This is a genomic window from Burkholderia sp. BCC0419, assembly GCF_902830285.1.
Classification (GTDB): domain Bacteria; phylum Pseudomonadota; class Gammaproteobacteria; order Burkholderiales; family Burkholderiaceae; genus Burkholderia.
On the sequence record NZ_CADESR010000003.1, the window covers coordinates 201,504 to 227,718 of the forward strand.

Sequence of the window (26,215 nt, forward strand, 5' to 3'; positions counted from 1 at the left end):
CGCCGTGCCGAACTCAAAACACGCGATCCACCCAGCCGTGGTGATCGGCGTCGCGCCCGCTCTGGATATCGAGCAGCGCAGCCTTCAGGCGCAACGTGACCGGCCCCGCGCCACCTTCGCCGATCGTGAAGTCGTACGCACGGCCCTTCACCCGGCCGATCGCCGTCACGGCCGCCGCCGTGCCGCACGCGAACGCCTCGACCAGTCGACCGCTGCGCGCGTCCGCCTGCCACTGCTCGATCGTGTAGCCCTCCTCCCGCACCGTGTAATTCAGATCCCGGGCCAGCGTGATCAACGACGCGCGCGTGATGCCCGGCAGAATCGTCCCGTTCAGCGGCGGCGTCTGGATCGACCCGTCGTCGAACACGAAGAACACGTTCATCCCTCCCAGTTCCTCGATCCAGCGGCGTTCGACCGCATCGAGAAACACCACCTGCTCGCAGCCTTCGCGGATCGCCTCCGCCTGCGCTGCCAGGCTCGCCGCATAGTTGCCGCCGCATTTCGCGTCGCCCGTGCCGCCCGGCGCCGCCCGCGTGTAGTGCTCCGACACCCACAGCGTCACCCCCGATGCGCCGCTCTTGAAGTACGCGCCGACCGGCGTCGCGATCACGCAGTACAGATACTCGGGCGACGGCTTCACGCCGAGCACCGCCTCCGTCGCGATCATGAACGGACGCAAATACAGCGCCGCGCCATCGAACGCCGGAATCCAGTCACGATCGGCGCGGACCAGCGCACGTACCGATTCGACGAACATCGCCTCCGGCAACGGCGCCATCGAGAGCCGCTCGGCTGAATGGCGAAAGCGCCGCGCATTCGCATCGGGACGGAATAACGCCGCGCCGCCGTCCGGCAGCCGGTAGGCTTTCAAGCCCTCGAAAATTTCCTGCGCGTAGTGCAGCACGAGCGTCGCCGGATCGAATCGGAACGATTCGCGCGGCCCGATTTTCGCGTGATGCCACCCTTGTTCCGCCGAGTAGCGGATCGTCACCATGTGATCCGTGAATACCCGGCCGAAACCGGGATTGTCGAGCAGCGCGGTGCGCTCGGCCGCCGCGACGGGGTGAGGATTTTGTTCGAATTCGAAGTGCTGGACGGAACCGGTGCTCATCATTTGCCCCTTGATCGGCAGCGGGACCGCCCCGGCTGCTACGGGCAAAAATTTATCGTAGAAAAAATAATTTCAGGTTGCGTGTTCGACTTAAGATGGACGCGGTTCAGCAATTCAATGCTTCAAAAATCGAACATCCAGGCACCGCGTGCCTCAACCGAATAGGTCGGATCAATGGCCGTGATCGAGCTGGACGAAATGGACCGTCGCATTCTGAGGGCGCTCCAGGAAGATGGGCGACTCCAGAACGTGGAACTGGCGCAGAAAGTGGGCTTGTCGCCATCACCGTGCCTGCGTCGAGTCAAGCAGTTGGAACAGGCTGGTGTGATCGAGCGCTACGCGGCGCTGCTCGACGCATCGAAGATCGGCGCGGGGTTGACCGTCTTCGTCCGCATCTGGCTGACGAGCCAGGACGCGAAAACGGTCGATCATTTCACCGAGGTGGTTCAACGTCTTCCACAGGTTCTCGAGTGCCACTTGATGGCGGGCGATTGCGATTGCCTGCTGCGTGTCGTGACCGCCGATATCGACGCCTATCGGAAATTCCAGATCGACCACCTGACTCGGATCGACGGCGTGCAGAGCGTGAAGACCGAGATTCCCATGCAGAAGATCAAGCAGACTTCCGTGCTTCCGCTTTGATCGCGCACGCCGCGACGGAACGCCGCATGCGAAACACCGGCGAGTCCTGTCGAACCGAGACTCGTGTCGGCGATCAAGTGGCGTTCGCGGAGTCATGCAGCCTCCGCGAACGGCATTGGCGTCAGAAATGATGCAGCAGCGCGATACGCGCGACATATTGATTCGGGCCTGACGAAATATCGGCGGCGCCCGGAATGTACGCGTAGTCGAAGTCGGTTCCAGTGTGCGCGTTCATCGCATGCTGATAGACGCCTTCCACGAATACCGACGTGCGTTTCGACAAGTCGTAATTCAACTTCGTGCTCAGTTGATGCCACTTCGGATTGAACGCGCCGACCGTCGACGCGACCCGGGCCTGAGTGTACGTGTATGCCGCGCCGATGTAGAACGCCGTCGTGAAGTGATAGAGGCCATTCACCTCGAAGTTGTCGAATTTCCACGATTTCCACGCACCGCCCGCCGGCTGCGTCGTACCGGTGAAATACGCGTCCGAAGTCGGATCGTAGACGTCGACGTGCGAATACGTGAATCCCACCAGCGCGTTCGAGAACGCATAATTCACGCCGATGCCAATGTTCTGCTGCGACGATGCATCGAACGTGTTGTCGCCGGTGATCGCCCCGTTCGGATCGGCATTGCGTGCGTTATTGATCTTCAAATACGACGCGCCGACCGTCAGCCCGCCCTGCTGATATTGCAGCGCGGCGCCATACAGGCGGTTGTTCGCGAAGCCGCCCGCCTGATTGCTGAATCCATACATCGCCTCCGCGGTAATGCCGTGCCACACCGGCGACACGTACTTGACCGCGTTATTCACGCGGAACGAGTAGTCGGTGTTGTCGTTGTCGTACGGATGCGAGAACAGGTAGCCGGTCCAGTTGCCGTTTGCGGTGAGCGGCGAGAAGAGATCGACGCTCGGATCGTACTGGCGGCCGAACGTCAGCGTGCCGTATCGATCCGACGCGATGCCGACGAAGGCCTGGCGGCCGAATTCCCGACCACCTTGGTTCATTTTGCCGGTGTTGACGTCGAAACCGCTCTCGAGCGTGAAAATCGCCTGGTAGCCTGCGCCAAGGTCTTCCGTGCCCTTGATACCCCAGCGGCTGCCGTAGTCATAGCCGCTTTGCAGTTGCACGGTCCCGTGGCCGCGTGCGTTGCTCGTGTAGTTGATACCGTCCTCGATCTTGCCGTACAGGGTCACGCTGCTCTGCGCATGTGCGGCTGCAGCAAGCAAGGCGGCGGGTGCGATGATCCCCCAACGCTTGTTCATGACGATTTACCCCCAAGTCTTTCGTTTGCCGGTCGTAACGCTTCCGCGCTGCGTATGTGCCGCGTCGAGGCTTCTCGACGATGCGACGGGCGCAGTGTAATGAGCCGATTTTCTGCTGATAGCCCTTCGCGGCAGGAAGGTGCTCTCCAAAACGGGGGGTGTTTGTCAGCGCGGGAAACGGCTAGCGGGCTGTTGAAAAGCGGACCGGCCAGCGCTCTATAGACAGTCACGAGCCGTTTGGCACGTAGCATGGCCGGCAGTCACGGAGACCGGAAACGGGGTTTCGCCCTCAGGTGCATCGAACGGGCACATGCTCAGGCAGCTTGATTTTATTCGTGGCTGCCTCTTTCGGCAGGCAGAGCATTTCCGTCACTTCCGCGGACCGTGCCGCATCTTCCTCACCATCGCATCGAACAGCTTGATCGCGAACCGATCATTGCGGATCAGCTGCGCTGCAAGCTCCGAACAACGCGCCTTGATCGCATCCGCCAGCGGCACATCGCTGCCACGCAGCGCCGCGGCCTGGCATTGAATTTCAGCGGCACGCTGCGCGGTCCACAGCAGCATGAAGGTACCCGGAATATCCTTCTCGCAAACAGCGATGCCGTGATTGCGTAGCACCAGCACATGTTTGTCGCCGAGGCTCGCGAGCATCCGTGTTTTCTCATCGTCAAACAGCGTGATCCCTTCAAACGTGTGATAGGCCACCCGCCCAAACAACTGCGCTCCGTAGAAATCGTCGTGGCGAAAGCCCTCTTCCTTCAAGGCTATCGCCGAAATCGGAGTCGTATGGGTATGGACGATACAATGCACGTCGTCCCGCGCGCCATGGATCGCACTATGCAACGCGAACCCGGCGGGATTGCCCGGATACGGCGACGGATCAATCAGATGACCCTCGTGGTCGACCTTCAGCAAGTTCTCCGGCGTCACCTCGTAGTAGTTCAAACCGAACGGATTGACAAGGTAATGTCCATCTTCACCCGGCAACCGTGCCGAGATATGGTTGAAGATCATTTCCGTCCAGCCCATGTAATCGATCAGATGATAGAACTCCGTCAGTTGAACGCGCAGCGCCCATTCGGCATCGGCGATATGGTCCGGTTTGCGAATATCTGAAAGGATGGCATATGTCATGACTATTCCCGTTTAAAAGACACTTCTGTAGTACATGCTTTAACGAAGCGTGCGCTGCGTCGTTCGATAGCGCGTGAGCGCGAGGATCGCGCGGGTAGTCGGCATCGGAATGCCATACCGGTCGGCAAGCTCGAGCACGGCGTCGCCGATCGCCGCCAGCTCCAGACGCTGCCCCTTCTCGTAGTCCTGCAGCATCGACGTGCGGAATGCCCCCATCTTTTCTCCCTGGACGAGAAATGCGTCCTGATTCAGTGCGATGCGTGCGCCGTAGCGCTCCGCCACGCTCATCACCTCATCCATCATGTCGACCACCAGCTCGCGCAACTCCGCTGCGCCGTAGATGTCCTGCAAGGTTCCACCGGTGACGACGGAGAGCGGATTGGACGTGAGATTGGCAATTAGCTTGGTCCACACGTCATCGCGAATGCACCTGCTGGCGCGCGCGTCGATGCCCGCGTCCGACAGCAGCGCGCAGACTTGCCGCAGTCGCGCGCTCGGACGGTTGTCCAGCTCGCCCAGAATCATCCGGTGCGGATTGGTTGCGATAACACGTCCGGGTTCGCGCGCCTCGGCGGTGATATACACGACACACCCCAGAATCTGCTGCGACGGCAGCATCGCAGCGAGGCTGCCGTCCGGGTCCACGGCGCGTACCGATTCGTAGCCGAGACCACTACCGGTGCTGCCGTGCCCACGACCGCCCTCACCGCCGAAATACCACCACGGCACCCCGTTGACCGTCGGCACGACCAACGTCTCTTTTCCGAGCATGGGCTTGATGGACGTCAGCAAACCCGATAACGCGTGAGCCTTTGCACAAACGAATACGATGTCCTGAATATCGAAATCGTCGACCCGATCACTGGCAGGCACATTCACCCGGATCGAACCGGACAGATCATCCAGTTCGATCCCTCGTCGGCTGATGGTCTCGAGTGTCGCGCCCCGCGCAAACACGCTGACCACCCGACCGCTAGCGGCAAGCCGCGCCGCCAGGGTGCTGCCGATCGCACCAGCACCCGCCACGCATATCTTCGGGTCCGACGGAATGCTGTCTCGATGACCTCGTTCTTCCGTGCGATCCATCTCAAGACAATCCCAAGTAAACGTCGACGATCCTCGAGTCCCGGGCGATCTCGTCCGCCGGCCCCTCCATCGTCAACGCACCCGTTTCCAGCACGTACGCGTAGTCCGCGACTTTCAGCGCGGCACGCGCGTTCTGCTCGATCAGCAGGATCGACACACCGCGCTCACGCAGCGCAGCCACGATACGGAACATTTCACGTACGATCAGCGGCGCCAAACCCAGACTCGGTTCGTCGAGCATCAGCAGCCTGGGCCGCGCCATCAACGCGCGTCCGACTGCAAGCATCTGGCGCTCGCCGCCGGACAGCGTGCCCGCGGCCTGGTTGCGACGCTGCCGCAAACGTGGAAACAGTTCGTAGACCTCCTGCATCGTCTGCGGATGGTCGCGATGGCCTTTGCGAATCCGACTGAACGCGCCTAGCAACAGGTTGTCCTCCACAGGCATTTCGGCAAACAACTCGCGCTTTTCGGGCACGAGATTCATACCCGCCGCTACCCTGTCCTCGATCAGCGCATGCGGGTGATGACGGCCGCAGAAGGCGATCTCGCCCTCCGACGGCAGCACGCCCATGAGGGCCGACAGCAGTGTGGTCTTGCCTGCGCCGTTCGGCCCGATCACGGTCACGATCTGCCCTTCGCCCACCCGTAGACTGACGTCCGACAGCGCACGCACCTTGCCATATGAGGCCGACAGATTGCGTACCTCCAGCAGTTCTCCGGCCATTCATTCCTCCCCGCCCAGATAGGCCTCGAGTACCGCTGGATGCTTTTGCACCTCGGCCGGCAGACCTTCGGCGATCTTCTTGCCAAAATCCATCACCACCACGCGATCGACCAGATTCATCACGAAGTCCATGTCGTGCTCGACCAGCAGAATCGCGAGTCCCTCTTCGCGCAGCTTGTTCAGCAGCTCGGCGAGATCGCGCTTCTCCTGATAGCGCAAGCCGGCTGCCGGCTCGTCGAGTAACAGCAGGCACGGATCGGACGCGAGTGCCCTGGCGATTTCCAGTACGCGTTGCTGTCCAAGAGCCAGCGATCCGGCTTCCTCGTTCAGATAGGCACCCAGCCCAACCCGATGGATCTGCCGCGCAGCTTCGGCCAGCAAACTGCGTTCTTCATCCCGTTCGCACCGGAACGCGGCGCGCAGTTCGCCACTGCTTCCGCGCAGGTGCGCACCCAGCGCGACGTTGTCGAGCACGCTCATCCGGCTCAGCAGCCGCACATGCTGAAAGGTGCGGCTCATACCGCGCCGGGCAATCTTTCTCGAGCCGATGCCGGTGATGCGTTCGCCGCGAAACACGACCTCACCGGAGGTCGGCGTATCGACGCCGGAGATCTGATTGAACATCGTGCTCTTGCCCGCACCGTTCGGCCCCAGCAACGCGACGATCTCCGCTGCGTGCACGCTCAGACTGACGGCATCATTCGCCACCAGGCCACCAAAGCGGCGCGTGACGTCGCGCACCTCCAGCAGGACTTCGCGCCGTGGCGGCATGGAGCGCTTCGGCAACGCAGCGGCATTCGCATCCACGCGGGAACCCATGCGGCTCGCGCTTCGGCCGATCACTGCCAGTTGACGCGCGAACAGCGGCCACAAACCACCCCGCGCGTAATGCAGCAGGAATACCATGCCAAAGCCGAACACGATGATCTCGAAGTTGCCTGTCTCGCCGAGCAGCTTCGGCAGGATGTCCTGCAACCACTGCTTCGCGATGGTGAATACGCCCGCTCCCAGCAGTGCGCCCCACACCTGCCCCGCACCACCGATGACGGCCATGAACACATAGTCGATCCCCATCTGGATGCCGAATGGCACCGGGTTCACGAACTGCTGCATATGCGCATAGAGCCAGCCGGACGCACTCGCCTGCAATGCGGCGATGACGAAGATCACCATGCGCGCACGCGCCGTATTTACCCCCATTGCTTCGGCCATTACCATGCCGCCCTTGAGCGCCCGTATCGCGCGGCCTGCACGTGAATCGAGCAGATTGCCGGTACAGACGATCGCCACCAGCAGGAACAACCAGATCAGGTAATACATGCGGGCGCCGTCGCGCAGGCTGACACCCGCCAGCGTCACCGGCGGAATATCGGCGATGCCCGTGTTGCCGCCCAATCCGCCGATCGCGCCGAACGCGAAATAGAGACTCAGGCCCCATGCGATCGTCCCGAGCGGCAGGAAGTGGCCCGACAGACGCAAAGTCAACGCGCCGATCAGGCAGGACGCCACCAGCGTCAACACCAGCCCCGCCACGAGCGTCAGCCATGGCGATGTACCCAGCCAGCCAATCCATGCCGGCAGCGTCGCAGCCTGCACGGTTAGCACGGCGGTGGTGTAGGCACCGATGCCGACAAACGCCGCCTGGCCAAAGCTGGTCATACCGCCGACGCCCGTCAACAGCACGAGACCCAGCGTCACGAGCGCGTACAACGCAATGTAGTTGAGCAGAGTCACGTAGAACGGCGGCAGCACGAGTGGGGCAACCGCTAATAGCACCAGTGCACAAATGAAGATGCGGCGAGGCGTCATTCTTCCTCCTCAACAGGATGACTCTTCAGGGAGCGCCACAGCAGCACCGGGATGAGCAGCGTAAAAACGATGATCTCCTTGTAGGGACTGGCCCAGAATGCCGAGAACGATTCAATCAGCCCCACCAGAAACGCCCCTGCTACTGCGACCGGATAGCTGACAAGCCCCCCGATGATCGAGCCGACGAAGCCTTTCAGACTGATCAGAAAACCCGAGTCGAAATACAGCGTGGTAAGCGGCGCGATCAGAATCCCGGACAGCACGCCGATTAGCGCAGCGATGAAAAACGTCGCCTTGCCTGCGAATACGGGTGAAATACCCATCAGCCGGGCACCGATCCGGTTGAATGCGACTGCACGCAACGCTTTTCCATAAACGGTGCGTTCGAATGCCTGGCGCATCACGACCATCAACAGTATGGATGTCGAAATAATCAGCAACGCCTGACTGCTCAGGTTGATGGTGCCGAGCTGCAACGGCACGTCGATGAACGGCGTGATGCGCGCGCCCTCCGGGCCGAAGATCAGCAAACCCAACCCCACGAGTGCCATATGCACCGAAATCGACACGATCATCAGCACCAACACCGACGATCCAGCCAGCGGTTGATAGAAGAGTCGATACAACTGTGGGCCGAGCGGCACGATCAGCGCAAAGGTCAGCAACGCTTGCAGCGAAACAGGGAGTTGAGCCACCGGCAGCACATGTACCAAGACGGCGAGCACGCATGCGTAAGCGAGCTTCCCGCATTCCACGGCCGACAGGCGAAGCGCGTGTATGCGCCGATAGCGCGCAGCGAGGTCCGCCGCCGCTTCTGCTAACGAGAATGCGACCAGCAACCAGACGACGAGTAGTGGCTTGCCCGACTGCATCGTTGCCAGCGTCAGCGCGCCGTAGACCACGAATTCACCCTGAGGGATGAACAGCACCCGGGTGACACTGAATACCAGCAGGATCGACAACGCCAGCAACGCATAAATTGCACCGTTGGTGAAGCCGTCCTGACTGAGGATCGAAACTATCTGAGCGTTCATCGGGACGTCTGGCTTTGACTTATTTGATGAGCGCCCAATTGCCGTTCTTGACGGTAATCAGCACGCGACCGCGATCGTCAAAACCGCTATGATCGGCGGAACTCATGTTGTAGACGCCCTGCGTGCCGACCAGATCGCGGGTCTGCTCGAGTGCATCTCGCAATGCACTGCGAAACGCAGCCGTACCGGGTCGCCCCGCCTTTTTTTCCGCAATCGGCACCGCACGTTCGAGCAGGAGCCCCGCATCGTAGACGTTCGCACCGAAGGTTGCGGGTTTTACGCCATTCAGCTTTTGATAAGCGTCGATATAGGTGGTCGCGACTTTCTTCGACGGATTACTGTCGGGTATCTCGGGTAACACGAGCATGAGACTAGCAGCCAGCACCGTGCCCTCGACCTTGCGGCCGCCAAGCTTCAGAAAATCGGGCAACGCCGCGCCGTGTGTCTGATAAAACTTGCCCTTGTAGCCGAGGTCATAGAGCGTCGCTTCCGGTAGCACACTGGCGCCGCCGGGCGCTGCGATCAGTACGGCGTCCGGATGGCTGGCCATCACCTTGAGCGCCTGCCCCGTCACCGAACTGTCCGCGCGCTGGTAGCGTTCATTCGCCGTAATCTGTATCCCGTGAGTCTTGGCAAGCCCCGAGAACACCCGATACCAGTTCTCGCCATACGGGTCATTCAAGCCGAGGAAGCCCACGGTCTTCACGTTGGTCCTGACCATATAGTCAACCAGCGCCTGAGCAATCAGGTCATCGTTTTGCGTGGTCTTGAATACCCACTTTTTCTGCTCGGTCATTGGCAGCACCACCGCGGCGGTGCCGACCGGGGCCAACATCGGCGTGCCGGATTCGGCGGCGAACTGGATCACACCCATCGCATTGGGCGACCCGGTCGGTCCAATGATCGCGTCGACCTTGTTTTCGGAAATGAGCTTCTTGAAGTTGGTCACCGATGCCGTGGGATCGCTCGCATCATCCAGAGAAATATAGTCGACGCTCAGATCGCCGATTTTCTTCGGTAACAGCGGCACCGTATTTTTCTGTGGAATACCGACAAGTGCTGTCGGCCCCGTCGACGAAGTAACCACGCCGATCTTGAGTTGCGCATAAGCCGGCAGCCAACCGGCAGCGGCCAGTGCGACGAGCGCCACCGTCGAAATTTTCTTCAACAACATTGCAAGCTCCCAAGGACAGGTTAGCGAATACCAGTGAGTCAATTAAGATCGGCTATGAATTCGGTTCGGCGGGTTAGCGCACGCGACACATCCGATGAAGCTGTCGGCAGTAGTAGACAGGGCTTCTGCGCCTTCTCGAACCTTGATGTCGACCAGTTCGACAAAAAATGACGGAATGCGAACCCACCTGCTTGGATTCGGTGATCTTCCCCTGAAAACTGACACTCGCAATTTCGGAGGGAAGTCAGTGACCGAGCAGACGGCTCGGGCCGACATGCCAGACCGGCCGCCATGAGCATCGGCAGTGACGGCACTGGCCTTATCGGAAAAATCTGAGCAGCACGCATCGGATACGCCGACTCGTTAAACGGTGAAGGCAGTCTAAGAGAACTATTTTTTGACAGTAACCCAACAAAACCACCGCCCGACCTAGGAAAATCTTTAGTCGGAGGCCCAGTCTGAAACAGGGTTCGTGCAATGAATGGACGCGTTCTGCATTCCACCACTGACATAGTTTCGCCAGTGAAGATTCGGTAAAAACCTAAAGATTATTCTGCAGCGGCAAGTGCATTCCTTTGCTTACCGTCAAAAAAATGATCACCTAGACTGCGCTCGTCGTCGGGACATTCAGAGTGCCGGGTTGGCTACCGGCGGCACCCGCCCCATCGCCCCAGCCTTCCGGTTCCTTACACGGTCTGGCGAATTGATTGCGGCATGGTCGTTTTATCGAATGACATGATTGCCAGTCCTTGGGGAGGAGCTCTGCCTCTCTTACATATTTGGACTACGAATCATGTCATCGAATACTGACTTACAAGAAAACTACGAGACACGGAACGAACCTTCAATCCAGGGGAACTAACAGCATGACCAAGCGAATCATTCTCACCTCGGCATTGACGTTATGTGCAACGCCAGTCCTTGCTCAATCAAGCATCACTCTGTATGGCCGGATCGACACATCGATCGAATATTCGAACTTCGGCCCCAATCACGTAGTCCACATGGGCAGCGGCGACATAGCCGCCACCTCATGGGGACTCAAGGGCGTTGAAGACCTGGGGGGAGGGCTACGTGCCATTTTCAAGCTCGAGAATGGTTTCAATTCCTTTAACGGCGTTAGCGGGCAGAACGGCGCATTGTTCGGCCGCGAATCATGGGTCGGTCTCGCGGGATCGTTCGGCGCGTTTCAGGCTGGCGTCAACTACACCCCGATTCATACGATTCTCGTCACGTATTCGCTGCCGGCTTACGGTGCGGGTCTGGGCTGGGGCAATGCTGCTGACAACTTCGTCTATGGCCCTTCACTGCGCGTGAGTAACTCGTTGCGCTATGTGTCGCCGCGCATAGGCGGGTTCCTCGTTCGCGCACTGATCGCCAGGGGCAACAACGGCTCGTCGAACAGCGCTCCGGCATCGCTTGGCGATACCTACAGCGGAGGTATCAACTACGTGTACAACAATTTGTCTGTAGATATCGGCTATCAGCTTCAACGCTTCAGTCCGGTCAGGACGCTCACCGCAAGTAGCCCGGTGGAAGGCGGCAATTACGCACTTGCCGGCGTGTCGTACAACTTCGGCTTCGTAAAACCGGCCTTCGTTTATATGAGGCACCGCGGCGGCCAGGACTTGCCCAATATGGCCGGCTCGACCTACGCGAATCCGCATTCCGACTTTTTCGAGGCAAGCGCCGAAGTACCGATCAGCGTCGGAAAACTACTGCTCAGCTACGGCCACTATCGCAAGATCGCCAATAGCGATGGAAACGCCGATTCGTTCGGTATCCGTTACGACTATCCGTTGTCGAAGCGCACCATCGTATATGCGGGCGCCGCCGAGGTTCGCAACGGCGACGCTGCGTCGTTCTCGCTGAACAATGCAGGCGGTCCCGCTGCGCTTGCCGCACCCAAGCCCGGCCAGAATTCGAACTCGGTCGTGATCGGCATGTTGCACATGTTCTAGACACGGATTCGCTTACTGCAACTTTTTTTGAACCGCTACGATGACAGCTGACCGGCTCGATGTTTCGGGGCGGCCAGCTATTCTCATTGCAGCGAACTTCGAAGCACGATATGGATGCACCGACCCAGTCCCCCATTGTGTACGTCGTCGATGACGACGAGGATATGCGTACGTCGCTGTCCTGGCTGCTCGCCTCGGTGAAGATTCAGACCCGCTGTTTTCAGGGTCCAGTGGAGTTCCTGGAACAATTCGATCCCAGCGTGCCGGGTTGCTTGGTGCTGGATGTACGCATGCCGAGGGTCAGCGGCTTCGATCTGCAAGCTGAGCTCAACCGTCGAAGTGTCTCGCTGCCTATCATTTTCGTTTCAGGTCATGGCGATATCCCGATGTCGGTACGTGCCCTGCAGAACGGCGCGATCGATTTCGTCGAGAAGCCTTACAACTCGCAGCAGATGCTCGACCGCATCCAGAACGCGATGAAGATCGCGAGCGAAACGCATCGGGTGAATCAGCATCTCCAGGCGTTGATCCAGCGCATCCGTGCGCTTACGCCGCGCGAGCAGGAAGTACTGAACGGCGTGATCGAAGGAAAAGCGAGCAAGCTGATTGCGCGTGAGCTGGGTATCAGCGCAAAAACGATCGACGTCTATCGCGCGAGCATCAAGGAGAAACTCGGCGCGACCTCTTTTGCGAGCTTGCTCAAGGACGTGATCGAAGCGCGGCATGCAATGGCCACAACCCACCCGCGTGGCTAGACCTCAAGGGCAGGCAGTCGGCCACTTCCACTGATCAATGTGCCCCCAGGTTGGCGCATAGTTCAGCATCACGCCGCACGCAAAAATTGCGGCCCTAACGACTCGATCGAGGGACAACCAAGCTGTCCCAGCGTACGATCGATTTCAGAGACCAGCAAGGATAGCGCATGCAGCGCACCGTGTTCTCCGCCCGCCGCGACACCGTAAAGCACCGGTCGGCCGATCATCACCGCGTGCGCGCCAAGTGCGAGTGCCTTAACCACATCGGTACCGCGGCGAAAACCGCTATCCACAATCACCGTTGCACGTCCCGCGCAGACGCGAACGATCTCGGCGAGCACGTCGATCGATGGCACGGTGCCGTCGAGCTGACGGCCACCGTGATTGCTGACGACCACACCGTCTGCACCTGCGTGGATTGCGCGGGTGGCGTCCTCGGCATCCAACACGCCCTTGACGATCAGCGTGCCCGCCCAGCGTTCGCGCAGCCACGCCACCTCGTCCCACGTAATCGAGGCATCCATCTGGCTCGCCATATAGCCCATGCCACTGCGCACGCTTTGCTGGCCAGCCGGCAGATATTCGGCAAGATTTGCAAACGTCGGAGCACCGTGCGGCATCAGCACATTTCCGATCCAGCGCGGATGGCACAGCACATCGATCTGATTGCGCCAGTTCAGTTTCATCGGCGCACGAAACGGTCGTTGTGCCCATTCTCGATTGCCAAGGTGGGTTGCGTCCGTGGTCAGCACCAGCGTGTCGCAGCCAGCCTGAGCAGCACGATGCATCAGTCCCGCGGTCACCGCACGATCCTTCAACATGTAGAGCTGCATCCAGACACGGCCGCCCGCTTCGCGTGCGAGTTCGTCGACACGCATGTTCGACACCGTGCTGAGCGTGAACGGGATGCCGGTCCGCGCCGCGGCGCGCGCGAGTGACAGATCCGCGTGACGATGGTAGATGCCGTTGAAACCGGTAGGCGCGACGATCAACGGCAACGCGACGGGCTTGCCGAACAGCGTGCTCGACAGGTCCCGGCGCTGCGTATCGACAAGCGCCTTCGGCACAAAGCGCCAGCGCTCGAATGCGCTCCGGTTGGCCTGCATCGTCACCTCGTCCTCTGCGCCTCCGTCCAGATATTCGAACGCGAAATTCGGCAGCCGGCGCCGAGCCAGCAGCCGGAGTTCGTCAACATTGCAGGCGCGGTGAAAGTGAGCGGGGACGAACAAATGTCTTTTCATCAGTGTTTGAGACGTGGGCTAAGTATGGATGCGTTGCTGCTGACTCGTGGACGACTGTGAGTCAACCATCCCGCTCTTCTAGCGGAAGCGTGAAGCAGAAAGACGTGCCGCTGCCTGGATTGGCTTCGGCCCATACGTCGCCACCATGCCGGGAAATGATGTTCTTGCAGAGCGACAGTCCGATACCGTTACCCCCGAGCTTCGACGTGAAGAAACCGTCAAATACTTTCTCATGCTGGCCAAGATCGATTCCGACACCGGTGTCCGACACGCGCAGCACTGCCCGACCGCGCTCCGAACACGTCCCGATGGTCAGGAAACGTGACGCCTCGGGCACGTCGAGCATGGCCTCGACCGCATTGAAAGCGAAATTGAGGATCACCTGCCCGATCAGGATCTTTTCGCAGCGGACCCGTATCGGGCGATCGCTAAGCGTGAATTCGAATGCCACGCCAACCTCCCGCGCCTTCAGGGCGACGAAATACTCGACATCGTGCACGATGTCGTTCAGGTCGATCACCTCCTCAACCTGTTCGAGCTTCACGACGTAATCGCGGACACTCTTGATGATGATCGACGCGCGCTCGACCTGTTTAAGCACGCTCTCCAGCCCCCACATCACTTCGTCCGGGGTAACAGGCGAATCGTTGAGTCGCATCATTCCGCCCTCGAGAAAATTACGCGCCGACGCAAGTGGCTGACTGAGTTCGTGCGAGAGCGTCATGGCCATCTCGCCCATTGCGTTATAGCGCGCAAGATATTCGAGCTTGCGCTCGCTTGCTCGACGCATTTCCTCGGCCTCGACTTGAGGCGTCACATCACGAAAATGCAGCAGGATGCCAGTCAGGTCGTCTTCCAGCTCAACATGGCGGCAGAATGCGTCATGCCAGCGCAGCGATCCGTCACCATTTCTGATTCGGTAGCGAAACGAAGTCGGCTCGTGACACAGCTCCGCTTCGGCGAGCTGTGCAAGCACAACCCGCTGCGATGCGCCATCGCATAACGCGGTGAAATTCATCGGTGTCGACGCATCCGCCGGCAACCCAAGCAGCCGACACGACGACTCGCTCAGATATTTGATCTCGCCGTTTTCCGACAGTACGGCAATACCTTCACTCAAGTCATGCATGAATTCCTTGAGGCGTGCTTCAAATCGCTTCAGATCCTTTTTGATTCGTTCTTCTGCTGCAATATCCCTGAACTGGACCATCAGTACGTCACGATCATGTAGCTTGACACATGTCGCTACCGCTTCTGAGAGGATTTCCGTGCCGTCTTTCGCGCGATAACACCATTCGATAATGCTCTCGCCGTTCTCCGCTGCATCCTTCAGCCACTGCAAGCCGATCTCATGTCGGTACTTTTCCGCGTTGCGGCTCATATCGGGCGCTTTGAGCGGCCGCAGTTCTTCGACGGTGAAACCCAGTGTGTTGCATGCTGCGGCATTGGCCCAAAGAATGGCCTTGGTTTTCGCGTCGTGCAGGATCATGCACGTCTTCAGCGATTGAAGAAGCGCAAGGCGGTCGGCATCCGACAATTCGAATTCAGGAGACGTTTCCATTCGCTGAGATCCAACGACGAAGTGTGACAGCTATGTAGCAAGGTCAAATCACAGCTTAATGTGTCATCGATTTTGACCCATAGAGGCGAAATGGGGTCCCCAGCCAAAGATTTCTTTAGTGGTAAGAGTCGCCTTGTATCTCTCCAACTGGTTGATAAAATTCTCGAATGCCGACATTGATAGCCACCAACTCGGTTTGGCCGCATTGCTCCCGAGCGCTACACCGTGGAGTTCAAGGGAAGACTTTAGGCGGATGAGTTGTGAGTGATGTACCCGTCAACAGGCGCAGAAGCGGAAATCGCAGGAGTCACGCGGACGTTTCGTTTGTTACCTGCACGACCAACCAACACGCCGACCGTATACAATAGATATACCGAAAACCATCTGCAAGACACATGACAGCGCCCGCTCCGACCCACTCCGAAAAACTCGGCGAACTCGCCTACCAAGCGTTGCGCCGCATGATCCTGGGCAAAGCGCTCAGAAGCGGCGGCCCGGTCGTCGAAGGCCGCCTCGCCGAGGAACTGAACATCTCGCGCACGCCGATGCGTGAAGCGCTCCTCCGCCTTGAAGGCGAAGGCCTGCTGGTTCGCTCTGGCGCGCGTTCATACTCGGTACGCCTCGTCAGCGCGCAGGAATATTTTCAGGCAATGAAGGTGCGAGAACTCCTGGAGTGCGAGGCAGTCGCACTCGCGATCGGCAAGATCGACAAAAAGCAGATTCACCAGCTTGTCAAGAAAATCAAGTCTCTCAGCAGCGGCCAGCAGGAACAGGCGCACTGGGAAGTCGACGATCAGGTGCATACGCTGATGGCCCGCGCGAGCGGCAACGATGTACTGGCGCGAACGATCGAACTCGTTCGAACCAACAGCCGACTATTCGAACTGGTCACGCCCTTTAATCGCATCGAGGACGATCGCGCCGAACACCTCGCGATTCTCGAAGCCTATCTGGCAGACGACGCATCGGCCGCGCGCACTGCCGTGCGTGCCCATCTTCAGAATCTCCGCCGCTATGTGCTCGAGCGTCTGGCCGAAGGCACCTATGGCTGATTCAACTCATGCGTCGGGCTCGCGAGGAGGTCCCGCAGCGCCAACGCGACCGTTTTCGTCGCGATGCGCAGGTCCTCGATTGCCACGCGCTCGTCGGCGCGGTGGCCGTTCGCCTCGAGCAGCGTGCGCGGGCCCGCCCCGTAAATGACTGTCGGAACACCTGCTTCGCAATACAGGCGTGCATCCGTATAGAGCGGCACGCCTTCCGTCGGGATATCCTGATCGAACACCTCTTTGGCCGCCCGCTGGAGTGCAGCGGACAAGCGTTCTGCGCCATCGATGGCGCGCAGCGGCGACGTCACGAGAACTTCGCGAATGTCCACGCCAACGCCGGGCCAACCGGTGACCGCCGTGCCGATCAGTGCCTTCAGGTCGCTCACCACGTCGTGAGGCGATTCCTCCGGAATGACGCGCCGGTCGAACCGGAACGTCACCTTGTCCGGTACGACGTTCGTATTGATCCCCCCTTCGATGAGGCCCACCACGAGCGTCGGATGCGAAATACCAGGCGTCGCGGAATGGATCTCGCGCAGGGCATTCCGATGGGCATAAAGCACACCGAGTATTGCAGTAGCCGCTTCCAGCGCATCATGGCCCGTGTCGGGCCGCGCGGCGTGCGCCGACTTGCCGCGCACCGTCACCTCCAGATGCACCGCACCATTATGTGCGGTCGTGATCGAATACGAGAAGCCCGCACAGATCGCATAGTCGGGCTTCACGATGCCCTGCTTCAAGAGCCATGCGGGACCGACGATGCCGCCAGTCTCCTCGTCGTATGTCAAATGAAGTTCGATCGTACCGGCCAGCGACAGGCCGCTATCGATCAGCGCCTTGAGCGCGAACGCATACGTCGCGAAATCGGATTTCGATACGGCGGCGCCGCGGCCGATCATCCAGCCGTCCCGGATTTCGGCACCGTACGGATCCGCACTCCATCCATCGCCCGGTGGAACGACATCGCCATGCGCGTTCAGCGCAACAACCGGGCCGTCGCCGAAACGATGGCGAATGACGAGATTGGTCGCGCTGACCATACCGGCCGCCATTACCTCAGATGCCGGCACCGAATGCCGCTCCACGGTGAAGCCCAGTGTCTCCAACCAGTCGGCTGCCATGTCCGCATGTGCGGCGCAGTCGCCGGGCGGGTTGTCCGACGGCTTACGCACGAGTGCGGCGAGAAAATCGACCTGCGTTGCGAAATTTCGATCGATGGTGTCGAGCAGCGCTGCTGAAAGCAACTTTGCATCCATTTGCGATTCCTTGAATGGCAGTGAGCTACCGCGCCGCTGCACCGGCGGTGCACGACGCGAACATGATATCCGGCGCCGAACCGGCTCAATGGCGCAGAATCTTTCCCACGAATTCGCGCGTCCGTGATTCTCGCGGGGCGTCGAAAATTGCTTGCGGCGATCCCGACTCGACCACCTGACCGCCCGCCATGAACACCACTTTCGTCGATACCTGCCGGACAAAGCTCATTTCGTGCGACACGATCACCATCGTGATGCCGCCCCGCGCCAGCTCGTGGATCGTATCGAGCACTTCGTTGACGAGTTCCGGATCGAGTGCCGCGGTCACCTCGTCCAGCAGCAACAGCTTGGGCTTCAGCACAAGCGCACGGGCAATCGCGACACGCTGCTGCTGTCCGCCGGACAACTCGTCGGGATAGGCTTGCAGCCGATGTGCGAGACCGACGCGCGTGAGCAGTTCCGTGGCCTCCCGCTCGACCTGCTCGCGCGGTCTACCGCGAATCTTCGTCGGCGTGATCATCACGTTCTCGAGCGCGGTCATGTTCTGAAACAGGTTGTATTGCTGGAACACGATTGCGACATCCGTACGCAACGCGCGCACGCGCTCGCGGCTGGCGTAATCGATCTCGCGACCATCGAGCAGCACGCTGCCCTGCGCGAGCGGCAGCAACCCGAGCAGCACGCGCAACAATGTGCTCTTGCCCGAGCCGGACGGACCGATCAGGCTGACGACCTCGCCTTTCTCGATGGAAAGATTGATGCGTTCGAGGACGGTATGAGCGCCATACGATGCTTTCAGATCAACGATTTCGAGTTGCGGCAAGGCTCTTCTCCAGATGCTTTCCAAAACGCGACAGCGGGTAAGACATGACGAAATACAGCAGCAGAATCGCGCCGTAGACGAGACCGGCGGAAAATCCCTTGTCGTTGAGCACCTTTCCGGCGGACGTCAGCTCCATCACGCCGATCTGCGAGGCCAGCGCGGTATCCTTGATGAACATGACGAAAAAACCGAACGTCGGCGGCACGATCACCCGCCAGGCCTGCGGCACAACCACATACCGCAGCATTTTCAGGTAACCGAAATTCAATGTGACGGCCGCCTCGCGCTGATTCGGATGAACGGATTCGAGCCCGCTTCGCACGATTTCGCCCAGATATGCCGACGCAATCAGGCTTACGCTGACGAGCGCGACCGAAAATGTCGACAGCTTTGCGCCGCTTGACTGGCTCGCAAAGAACACAAGCATCAATGTGACGAGGAACGGTATACGCCGAAACACGACGCAATACGCGAACAGCAGCGCCCGAACCGGCGCCAGTGCGCGGGTGCGCGTCACCCGGACCACGGCCACGGCGAACCCGACGGCAAAGCCCGCGGCACATCCGACGGCGGAGAGCGCGAGGGTCGCAACGAAACCTTGCACCAGCAGCGCGGCGTTGTAGTAGGAGAACAGATGGCGCAGTTCCGACGCGGCAGTATCGACCATCAAAACACCTTTATCTTCGCTCGGCACGCATATCGCCCAAATGCCGCGAGCGCGAACGTCGCAATCAACGTGATCGCGATGTACATCACCGCTGCCACACTAAACGCCTCGACGGACAGATACGTCTGCGAACTGAGATTGAACGTCCGCCCCGTCAATTCCTCGACACCGAACACCGATGCCATCGAGGTACCGAGCGTCATCACGATGAACTGGTTCGACAACGGCGGAAACATGACTTTCAACACATGCGGAAAGATGACGTAACGCACTATCTGCGAGGTCGAAAACCCGAGCACCTCCGCTGCCTCGATCTCTGCTCGACGCACCGATGCGAAACCGGCGCGCTGGATTTCGCACAGGTAGGCGCCCGCGTTGAAGGTCGCGCCGATCAGCACCGCCGAAAACGGGCTCAGCGTCACGCCGACTTCCGGCAGCGCGAAGAACAGGAAGAAGATCTGGACGAGCTGCGGCGTGTTGGTCGCGAACATGACGTAGGCGGCGACGACTCGCCGTAGCGACGCCGGCCCGTAATGCACAATGGACGCGCACACGACGCCGATCAGCATGCCGAACACGAACGCGAGCATGGCGATCTGCAGGCTCAGCCATGCACCTGCAAGCAGATACGGCCACTGTTCGAGGATCGGGGCGAACTGAAGTGTTATCGTCGTCACTTTGCGGCGGTCATAGGCGCCGCAGTCGGATCGTGCAGCATCGGGCCGCCGAACCAGCGCTTCCAGCTGGCTGCAACGAAGCCTGTTTTATGCAGCGTGGCGATTTCCTTGTTCAAACGTTCGGTCAGCGCGGTATTGCCCTTTCGGATGCCGATGCAATCGTAGTCGACCTCGATCGGCGAATCGACGACTCGCCATTTCGTCGGATAGTTCTTCGTATAGCTCAGCATGAAATCGAGCACGTCGATCAGCGCATCGGCCCGCCCCTGCGCAATCGCGCGCACCGCGTCCGGGTAGTTGTCGAGCAACAGCAATTGCGCCTTGGGCAACTGTTCCTGGATCAGCTTCACCGGCGTCGTGCCGCGAACCTGCACCAGCCTGACCGAGGGATCGTTCAGTTGCGTGTAGTCCTTGAACGTGGTGGCTTGCGTCGTCAGCACGCCCAGCACTTCGGTATTCACCGGATCGGTGAAATCGATCACCTTCAACCGGTCGGGGTTGCGGGTCATGCCGCCCATCACCGCATCGATCTTGTCGGCCATCAGGAACGGCACGCGATCGGCCGATCCGACGGGAACGATCTCGAGCTTCACACCAAGCGCATCGGCCAGCTTGCGAGCAACGCTGACATCGAAGCCGTCGATCGTATTCTTCGCGTCGTACAAACCGAGCGGCGGCAAATTCGGATTGATACCGAACACGATCTTCTTTGATTCGAGGATTTCTTGCAGGGAACGCGCGTGAGCCGGGGACGCGCCGATCAGCGCGACAGCGACGAGGCCGGCGGCAAGAAGACGGCTCAGGATGATCGGAGGCTGCATGGAAAGCTCCTAACGATACGGGTCGGGTTGCAAAGATTCGGGCTGGAAACGCTCACCTCGAAGTACGATTTTTTTGGTCATTTTGCGTATACGAATCGTATACGTTAGTATCAAATCATCGCCCAAAATCGTTGTCAAGCAACGCTGTGCAACCGGAGAACGTCATGCGAAACGAGATCGCGGATCAGGCTGCCACGGTCGAATTCTTCTTCGACGAACGAAAGTTCACCGCCCGCGCGGGCGAATGCGTCGCGGCGGCCCTGTTCGCCGCCGGCGTCAAGACGCTTCGCAAGAGTCCCCGCCTGTTTCAGCCGCGCGGCATGTTCTGCTTGATGGGGTCTTGTCAGGAATGCCTCGTCATGGTCGACGGCGAACGCTTGCTCGCTTGTCGCACGACGGTGACGGCGGCACTGCGCGTCCGGTCAATCCCGGAGGTCTGCGTCCATGACTGATTTCGATCTGGTCGTGCTGGGCGGCGGACCGGCCGGTGCAAATGCGGCGCTTGCCGCAGCCGGGGCAGGATTGAAAGTGGCGCTGTTCGACGAGAATCGTGCGATCGGTGGACAGGTCTATCGAGCGCCCGTCGATCCGCGGCCGGTGGACGGCGATGCGGAGCGCGAGAACGGCGATGCATTGCGAGCAGCCGTCGACAAGAGCGATGTGTCCGTCTTCACCGATCACGCGGTGTGGTCGATCGGCGGCAACTACCGTATCGACGCAGTCGGGCCGCGTGGCTTGGTTCAATGCAACGCGCGCGCACTCGTCGTCGCAACCGGCACGACAGAACGTGTCGTGCCTTTCGACGGCTGGACAACACCGGGGGTAATCGGTCTGGCCGCCGCAACCATTCTGCTGAAGTCGCAGCATCGTCTGCCCGGGCGAACGACGCTCGTTGCGGGATGTGGACCGCTGCTCGCCGCCGTCGCGGCGAAAACCATCCTGAAAGGCGGCATGGTCGTCGCGATAGCCGATCTGGCGGGACATGCGGACTGGTTGCGCACGCTACCGTCGATCTCGGCGCGCCCCGACCTGATGCGCCAAGGGTTCGACTGGTGGCGCGTAATCCGGCGCGCCGGGGTACCGATTCACTCGCGTCATACCATCGTGCGAGTCGAGCCGCAGGGCGAGCGCCTGCTCGCCACGCTGGCCCGATGCGATGCCGCCGGGCGTCCGATCGACAGCGCGCGCACGACGGTCATCGCCGACTGTGTCGCGGTCGGCCACGGCCTCACGCCTGCCACCGATGTGACGCGCCTGCTCGGCGCGTCGCACCGCTATTCCCGCCATGCCGGAGGATGGATTGCCACTGCCGACGATGACGGCCGGACATCCCGATCCGGCCTCTACGTCGCGGGCGACGCGGCCGGGATCGCCGGTGCGGCAGCGGCCGCCATTCACGGAAAACTCGCAGGCACTGCCTGCGCGCTCGACTTGTCGGCGTCCGATGTCGCGCGCGTGACCGAGCGGATCGACAGTTTGCGCCATGCATATCGGAAGGCGGCACGGGCCGGTCATGCCATGGCCCGTCTGATGGCCCTGCGGCCGGCCCAGGTGGACGCAATTGCGGCAGATACGATCATCTGTCGTTGCGAAGACGTACGGCGCAGCGAGATCGACGCCGCGATCGATGCCGGTGCGCTTGACATCAATCAGTTGAAGGCTTGGACCCGCTGCGGCATGGGGCCATGCCAGGGGCGCACCTGCAGCGACATCGCGGGCGAATTGCTTGCGCACCGGGCGGAGGTCGGAACACGTGAAGCAGCCGGCTGCCTGACCGCGCGCGCGCCGTTGCGGCCCGTTCCCATCGGAGCGCTCACAGGGACGTTTTGCTATGACGACATTCCGATTCCGCAGGCTGCACCGCTATGAAAGCGACACCCCATCGGATCTCCAGCCATTACGACACTGCCGTGGTCGGCGGCGGCGTCATGGGATGCACGACCGCCTTGTTTCTGGCCCGCGCCGGAATGCGCGTCGTGCTGCTGGAACGGGATGCGCTGTGTCGAGCTGCGTCGGGCGTCAACGCCGGCACGCTGACGCTGCACATGACGCGAGCCGCCCTCGTTCCCTATGCTCTCCGCGCGTGGGACATGTGGATGCATGCCGACACCTGGCTCGGCGGCGGCGTACTCGCGACGCCCGCGGCGGGACTGTCGCTCGCGTTCACCGATGCCGAATGCGCGCTGCTGAGGAAGCGGGCAGACGCGCGCCGTCAATACGGCGCTGCAATCGATCTGATATCTGCCGCTGACGCGTGCCGGATCGAGCCCGGACTCAATCCCGCCGTCCGCGAAGCGGCATTCTGCGCTACCGACGGCTTCGCAACCGCCTACCTGACGGGACGCGCCTATCACGCAGCGTTGCGCGAGGCGGGGGTCGAGATTCTGGAGCATACGCCTGTCACGCATATTGACCATGTGAACGGCCGCTATCGCCTGCATAGCCCGGATAGCGCGGTGTCCGTCGATGCGACGCGTCTCGTGATGGCAGGCGGCGTATGGCTGGAACCACTCCTCGCGTTGCTCGACATTCAAATTCCGGTCAAGACGCTCGTCAATCAATTGATCGTCACCGAGCGGATGCCACCGGTGATGCGCTCGGTTTTGAGCATCGCAAACGGGCTCCTCTCACTCAAGCAATTCGCGAACGGCACCGTCCTGATCGGCGGTGGCTGGCAAGGCATCGGCGACCGCACGCGTGGTGCGGTCGAGGCCTTGCCGCAGAACCTGATCGGCAACCTGCGTCTTGCGCAGCACGTCATTCCGGCCCTCGAGCACGCGCGCGTCGCAAGAATCTGGCTCGGCCTCGAGGCGGAAACCGCGGACGCGATGCCGATGATCGGCGCGCTACCCGGGCACGACGATGCCTGGGTAATCGGCTGTGTGCATTCCGGCTACACGAGCGGCCCCTATATGGGCAAGTTGCTGGCCGATGCGATGCTTGGGCGGACACTCGAAATGCCGCTCTTCGACCCCGCGCGGCTGATCGCATCAACGGGCACGCCCACCCTGACCTCACCGGAAGCCACCGCATGATTCCCTCGACACCGCACCCGTTTCACGGCGTGTACGCTGCCACGCTATGCCCGCTCGACGCGCACGGTCGCGCGCTCGACGAAACCGCGCTCGCCCGCCATCTCGACGACGTCACGTCGGTGCGCGGCATCGTCGGCCTCCTCGTCAACGGGCACGCCGGCGAAAACCATGTACTTTCCCGCGATGAAAAACGACGCGTCGTCGAAATCGCGCATGCCGTTTGCGGCGATCGTTCGATCATCGTCGCGGGCGTCAACGCAGAGGACAGCTACGAAGCGCAACGCCATGCTGACGATGCCAAACGCGCAGGCGCCGATGCGCTGCTCTTGTTTCCGCCATTCTCCTGGGCGCTGTCTACCGATCGCGACATCGTACTCGCTCACCACCGCATCGCGAACGCCACGGCGCGACTGCCGATGATCCTTTATCAGGCAGGCGTCAACACCGGCGCAATGGCGTATCCGCCCGATACGCTCGCCGCGCTCGCCGCTCTGCCGGACGTCGTTGCCGTCAAGGAGGGCAGTTGGGAAACCAGTGCGTACGATGCGAATCGGAGGCTCCTGCGGGAGGTCGCGCCGCACGTCGCCGTGATGGCCTCCGGCGACGAGCATCTGTTCACATGCTTTGCCTTGGGAACGGAGGGCAGTCTCGTCAGTCTCGCGGCGCTCGTTCCGGAGCAGATCGTTGCGCTCTATTGCGCGGTGGCGGAAGGTCGGCTCGCCGACGCACGGCGCGTGCACTCGATGCTCTACCCGCTCGCCAAGGCGATCTACGGTACCGCGCCCGGCTCGCGCGCCACCGCGCGGCTCAAGGCGTGCCTTCACCTGGCCGGCAAGTTTCCCTATCCGACGGCACGCCCGCCAGTCACACCGTTGTCCGCCGACGAAATTTCCCGTCTCGAAGCCGCCCTCGCTCTCGCCCTTGCCCTCGAACCAGACCGGAGTTCCACATGACGCACGCCACACCCCGTACCCTCATCAAGGGCGGCCGCCTGATCACGGCGGTCGACGACTACGTCGCCGACCTCATCGTCGAGGGGGAACGCATCACGTGCATCGGTCACGCGCTCGAAGTCGGCCCGGACACCCACGTGATCGATGCGACCGGCTTGCTCGTGTTTCCCGGCGGAGTCGACTGCCATACTCACATGGAAAACACCTTCGGCACATCGACCACTTGCGACAATTTCGCATCCGGCACACGGTCGGCCGCGTTTGGCGGCACGACCACGATCGTCGACTTCGCGCTGCAGACGCCCGGCACGAGCCCGCTTGAAGCGATCGCGCGCGCTGGAGCAAAAGCGTCGTCCGCTGCCAATATCGACTATGGCTTCCATGTAATCGTCACGCAAGTCGACGAGCAGGTTCTTGCAGACATGCGCGACGCGATTCGGCATGAAGGTGTGTCGAGCTTCAAGATGTTCATGGCCTACCCCGGGACCGTGATGTCCGACGACGCGGCGATCTTCCAGGCGATGCGCATGGTCGGCCAGCATGGCGGGATGATCGCGCTCCATGCGGAAAACGGCACTGTGATCGATCTGCTGATCCGCGAAGCGATCGCTCAGGGTCACACTTCGCCCCGTTATCACGCACTTACTCGTCCGGCCATCATGGAGGGCGAAGCGACCCATCGCGGCATCAAGCTGGCCGAGCTCGCGGAAGCGCCCGTCTACTTCGTGCATCTTTCTGCCAAGGAAGCCCTCAAGCACGTGATCGAAGCGCGCGACCTGGGCATTCCGGTCTTCGCTGAAACCTGCCCGCACTATCTGTTCTTCGACGAGTCCGTTTATGCCGACGAGAGTTTCGATCTGGCCCGCTACGTGATGAGTCCGCCACTGCGTTCAAAGGAAGCGCAGCATGCGCTCTGGACGGCGCTCAGGACCGATGACCTGCAATTGATCTCCACCGACCATTGCCCTTACTGCATGAAGGAAGGCCATCGCGGAAACTTCAACCAGAAACCGCTCGGCGCGAGCGATTTCTCAAAGATCCCGAACGGCGTCCCTGGCGTCGAAACGAGAATGACCGTCGTCTACGACGGCGGCGTGCGCGATGGCAAGATTTCGCTGAACCGGTTTGTCGAGTTGATGTCGACCGCTCCGGCGAAACTGTTCGGCCTGTTTCCAAGGAAAGGTACGCTCGCGATCGGCAGTGACGCGGATATCGTGTTGTTCGATCCGGACGAACGACACACGATCAGCGCGCACACGCAGCACAGCGACTGTGATTTCACGCTGTTCGAAGGACGGCAAGTGACAGGACGTGTCAAGAAAGTGATGCTGCGTGGACAATGGCTTGTCGACGATGGAGAGTGGGTCGGCCCGACGGGACGCGGACGGTTTGTCGCGCGGGGTGAACTCGGCGCGCGCGGATGATCACGACA

General features: G+C 60.8%; 24 protein-coding genes. 9 read left to right on the forward strand and 15 right to left on the reverse strand.

Going from position 1 to position 26,215, the window contains the following annotated elements; all coding sequences use genetic code 11:
* Positions 1 to 13: 13 nt before the first annotated feature.
* Positions 14 to 1,111, reverse strand: coding sequence for a branched-chain amino acid aminotransferase (locus HWW87_RS19140; protein WP_175821656.1), 1,098 nt, complete (start codon positions 1,109 to 1,111; stop codon positions 14 to 16).
* 183 nt (positions 1,112 to 1,294) lie between these two features.
* Here HWW87_RS19140 and HWW87_RS19145 point away from each other — a divergent pair, with 183 nt between their 5' ends.
* Positions 1,295 to 1,753, forward strand: coding sequence for an Lrp/AsnC family transcriptional regulator (locus tag HWW87_RS19145; RefSeq protein WP_208449954.1), 459 nt, complete (start codon positions 1,295 to 1,297; stop codon positions 1,751 to 1,753).
* A 121-nt stretch (positions 1,754 to 1,874) separates the two neighbouring features.
* Here the strand turns inward: HWW87_RS19145 and HWW87_RS19150 are convergent, their stop codons facing one another.
* The 7 genes from HWW87_RS19150 to HWW87_RS19180 all read right to left on the reverse strand — a co-directional run bounded on the left by HWW87_RS19150 (position 1,875) and on the right by HWW87_RS19180 (position 9,987).
* On the reverse strand, positions 1,875 to 3,023 hold the full coding sequence (locus tag HWW87_RS19150; RefSeq protein WP_175821658.1) for a porin: 1,149 nt from the start codon (positions 3,021 to 3,023) through the stop codon (positions 1,875 to 1,877).
* 369 nt (positions 3,024 to 3,392) lie between these two features.
* The gene (locus tag HWW87_RS19155; RefSeq protein ID WP_175821659.1) at positions 3,393 to 4,160 is read right to left on the reverse strand and encodes a class II aldolase/adducin family protein; all 768 of its coding nucleotides are present in this window, start codon (positions 4,158 to 4,160) and stop codon (positions 3,393 to 3,395) included.
* Positions 4,161 to 4,199: 39 nt separating this feature from the next.
* The gene (locus tag HWW87_RS19160; protein WP_175821660.1) at positions 4,200 to 5,246 is read right to left on the reverse strand and encodes a 2-dehydropantoate 2-reductase; all 1,047 of its coding nucleotides are present in this window, start codon (positions 5,244 to 5,246) and stop codon (positions 4,200 to 4,202) included.
* A gap of 1 nt (position 5,247) precedes the next feature.
* Positions 5,248 to 5,970 carry an ABC transporter ATP-binding protein gene (locus HWW87_RS19165; RefSeq protein ID WP_174430146.1) on the reverse strand — a complete coding sequence of 241 codons (723 nt, stop codon included), beginning with the start codon at positions 5,968 to 5,970 and terminating at the stop codon, positions 5,248 to 5,250.
* Complete coding sequence (locus HWW87_RS19170) at positions 5,971 to 7,779, reverse strand: branched-chain amino acid ABC transporter ATP-binding protein/permease (protein WP_175821661.1); 1,809 nt, start codon at positions 7,777 to 7,779, stop codon at positions 5,971 to 5,973.
* The gene (locus HWW87_RS19175; RefSeq protein WP_175821662.1) at positions 7,776 to 8,813 is read right to left on the reverse strand and encodes a branched-chain amino acid ABC transporter permease; all 1,038 of its coding nucleotides are present in this window, start codon (positions 8,811 to 8,813) and stop codon (positions 7,776 to 7,778) included. The genes HWW87_RS19170 and HWW87_RS19175 overlap by 4 nt, the downstream gene beginning before the upstream one ends.
* Positions 8,814 to 8,832: 19 nt before the next feature.
* Positions 8,833 to 9,987 carry an ABC transporter substrate-binding protein gene (locus HWW87_RS19180; RefSeq protein WP_175821663.1) on the reverse strand — a complete coding sequence of 385 codons (1,155 nt, stop codon included), beginning with the start codon at positions 9,985 to 9,987 and terminating at the stop codon, positions 8,833 to 8,835.
* An 866-nt stretch (positions 9,988 to 10,853) separates the two neighbouring features.
* Here HWW87_RS19180 and HWW87_RS19185 point away from each other — a divergent pair.
* Positions 10,854 to 11,948: a porin gene (locus HWW87_RS19185; protein WP_175821664.1), complete on the forward strand. Its 1,095-nt coding sequence runs from the start codon at positions 10,854 to 10,856 to the stop codon at positions 11,946 to 11,948.
* Positions 11,949 to 12,058: 110 nt separating this feature from the next.
* Entirely contained in the window at positions 12,059 to 12,703 is a 645-nt protein-coding gene (locus HWW87_RS19190) for a response regulator (RefSeq protein WP_175821665.1), read from the forward strand.
* 68 nt (positions 12,704 to 12,771) lie between these two features.
* On the opposite strand, the gene HWW87_RS19195 is transcribed toward HWW87_RS19190, so the two are convergent.
* Both HWW87_RS19195 and HWW87_RS19200 read right to left on the reverse strand, forming a co-directional pair.
* Positions 12,772 to 13,944, reverse strand: coding sequence for an alpha-hydroxy acid oxidase (locus HWW87_RS19195; RefSeq protein ID WP_175821666.1), 1,173 nt, complete (start codon positions 13,942 to 13,944; stop codon positions 12,772 to 12,774).
* A gap of 61 nt (positions 13,945 to 14,005) precedes the next feature.
* On the reverse strand, positions 14,006 to 15,505 hold the full coding sequence (locus HWW87_RS19200; protein ID WP_175821667.1) for an ATP-binding protein: 1,500 nt from the start codon (positions 15,503 to 15,505) through the stop codon (positions 14,006 to 14,008).
* Positions 15,506 to 15,900: 395 nt separating this feature from the next.
* Here HWW87_RS19200 and HWW87_RS19205 point away from each other — a divergent pair, with 395 nt between their 5' ends.
* Positions 15,901 to 16,557, forward strand: a complete 657-nt coding sequence (locus tag HWW87_RS19205) for a GntR family transcriptional regulator (RefSeq protein ID WP_175821668.1) — start codon at positions 15,901 to 15,903, stop codon at positions 16,555 to 16,557.
* Here the strand turns inward: HWW87_RS19205 and HWW87_RS19210 are convergent.
* From HWW87_RS19210 to HWW87_RS19230, 5 genes are all read right to left on the reverse strand, one after another.
* The gene (locus HWW87_RS19210) at positions 16,548 to 17,807 is read right to left on the reverse strand and encodes a M20/M25/M40 family metallo-hydrolase (protein ID WP_175821669.1); all 1,260 of its coding nucleotides are present in this window, start codon (positions 17,805 to 17,807) and stop codon (positions 16,548 to 16,550) included. The genes HWW87_RS19205 and HWW87_RS19210 overlap by 10 nt on opposite strands.
* 85 nt (positions 17,808 to 17,892) lie before the next feature.
* Complete coding sequence (locus tag HWW87_RS19215) at positions 17,893 to 18,630, reverse strand: amino acid ABC transporter ATP-binding protein (RefSeq protein WP_175821670.1); 738 nt, start codon at positions 18,628 to 18,630, stop codon at positions 17,893 to 17,895.
* Positions 18,608 to 19,297 carry an amino acid ABC transporter permease gene (locus HWW87_RS19220; protein WP_175821671.1) on the reverse strand — a complete coding sequence of 230 codons (690 nt, stop codon included), beginning with the start codon at positions 19,295 to 19,297 and terminating at the stop codon, positions 18,608 to 18,610. Before HWW87_RS19220 ends, HWW87_RS19215 begins: the two co-directional genes overlap by 23 nt.
* Positions 19,297 to 19,974, reverse strand: a complete 678-nt coding sequence (locus tag HWW87_RS19225) for an amino acid ABC transporter permease (RefSeq protein ID WP_244107305.1) — start codon at positions 19,972 to 19,974, stop codon at positions 19,297 to 19,299. Before HWW87_RS19225 ends, HWW87_RS19220 begins: the two co-directional genes overlap by 1 nt.
* Positions 19,971 to 20,795 (reverse strand): transporter substrate-binding domain-containing protein, encoded by an 825-nt coding sequence (locus tag HWW87_RS19230; RefSeq protein WP_175821672.1) that lies wholly within the window; start codon positions 20,793 to 20,795, stop codon positions 19,971 to 19,973. The genes HWW87_RS19225 and HWW87_RS19230 overlap by 4 nt, the downstream gene beginning before the upstream one ends.
* A gap of 164 nt (positions 20,796 to 20,959) precedes the next feature.
* Between HWW87_RS19230 and HWW87_RS19235 the strand changes: the two genes are divergently transcribed.
* From HWW87_RS19235 to hydA, 5 genes are read left to right on the forward strand one after another with little or no spacing between them, the layout of a single operon-like run.
* Positions 20,960 to 21,247, forward strand: a complete 288-nt coding sequence (locus HWW87_RS19235) for a (2Fe-2S)-binding protein (RefSeq protein WP_175821673.1) — start codon at positions 20,960 to 20,962, stop codon at positions 21,245 to 21,247.
* Positions 21,240 to 22,664, forward strand: coding sequence for an NAD(P)/FAD-dependent oxidoreductase (locus HWW87_RS19240; RefSeq protein ID WP_175821674.1), 1,425 nt, complete (start codon positions 21,240 to 21,242; stop codon positions 22,662 to 22,664). The genes HWW87_RS19235 and HWW87_RS19240 overlap by 8 nt, the downstream gene beginning before the upstream one ends.
* Positions 22,661 to 23,830: an FAD-dependent oxidoreductase gene (locus HWW87_RS19245; RefSeq protein WP_175821675.1), complete on the forward strand. Its 1,170-nt coding sequence runs from the start codon at positions 22,661 to 22,663 to the stop codon at positions 23,828 to 23,830. Before HWW87_RS19240 ends, HWW87_RS19245 begins: the two co-directional genes overlap by 4 nt.
* Entirely contained in the window at positions 23,827 to 24,783 is a 957-nt protein-coding gene (locus HWW87_RS19250) for a dihydrodipicolinate synthase family protein (RefSeq protein WP_175821676.1), read from the forward strand. Before HWW87_RS19245 ends, HWW87_RS19250 begins: the two co-directional genes overlap by 4 nt.
* Positions 24,780 to 26,207, forward strand: a complete 1,428-nt coding sequence (gene hydA, locus HWW87_RS19255) for a dihydropyrimidinase (RefSeq protein ID WP_175821677.1) — start codon at positions 24,780 to 24,782, stop codon at positions 26,205 to 26,207. The genes HWW87_RS19250 and hydA overlap by 4 nt, the downstream gene beginning before the upstream one ends.
* Positions 26,208 to 26,215 lie beyond the last annotated feature (8 nt).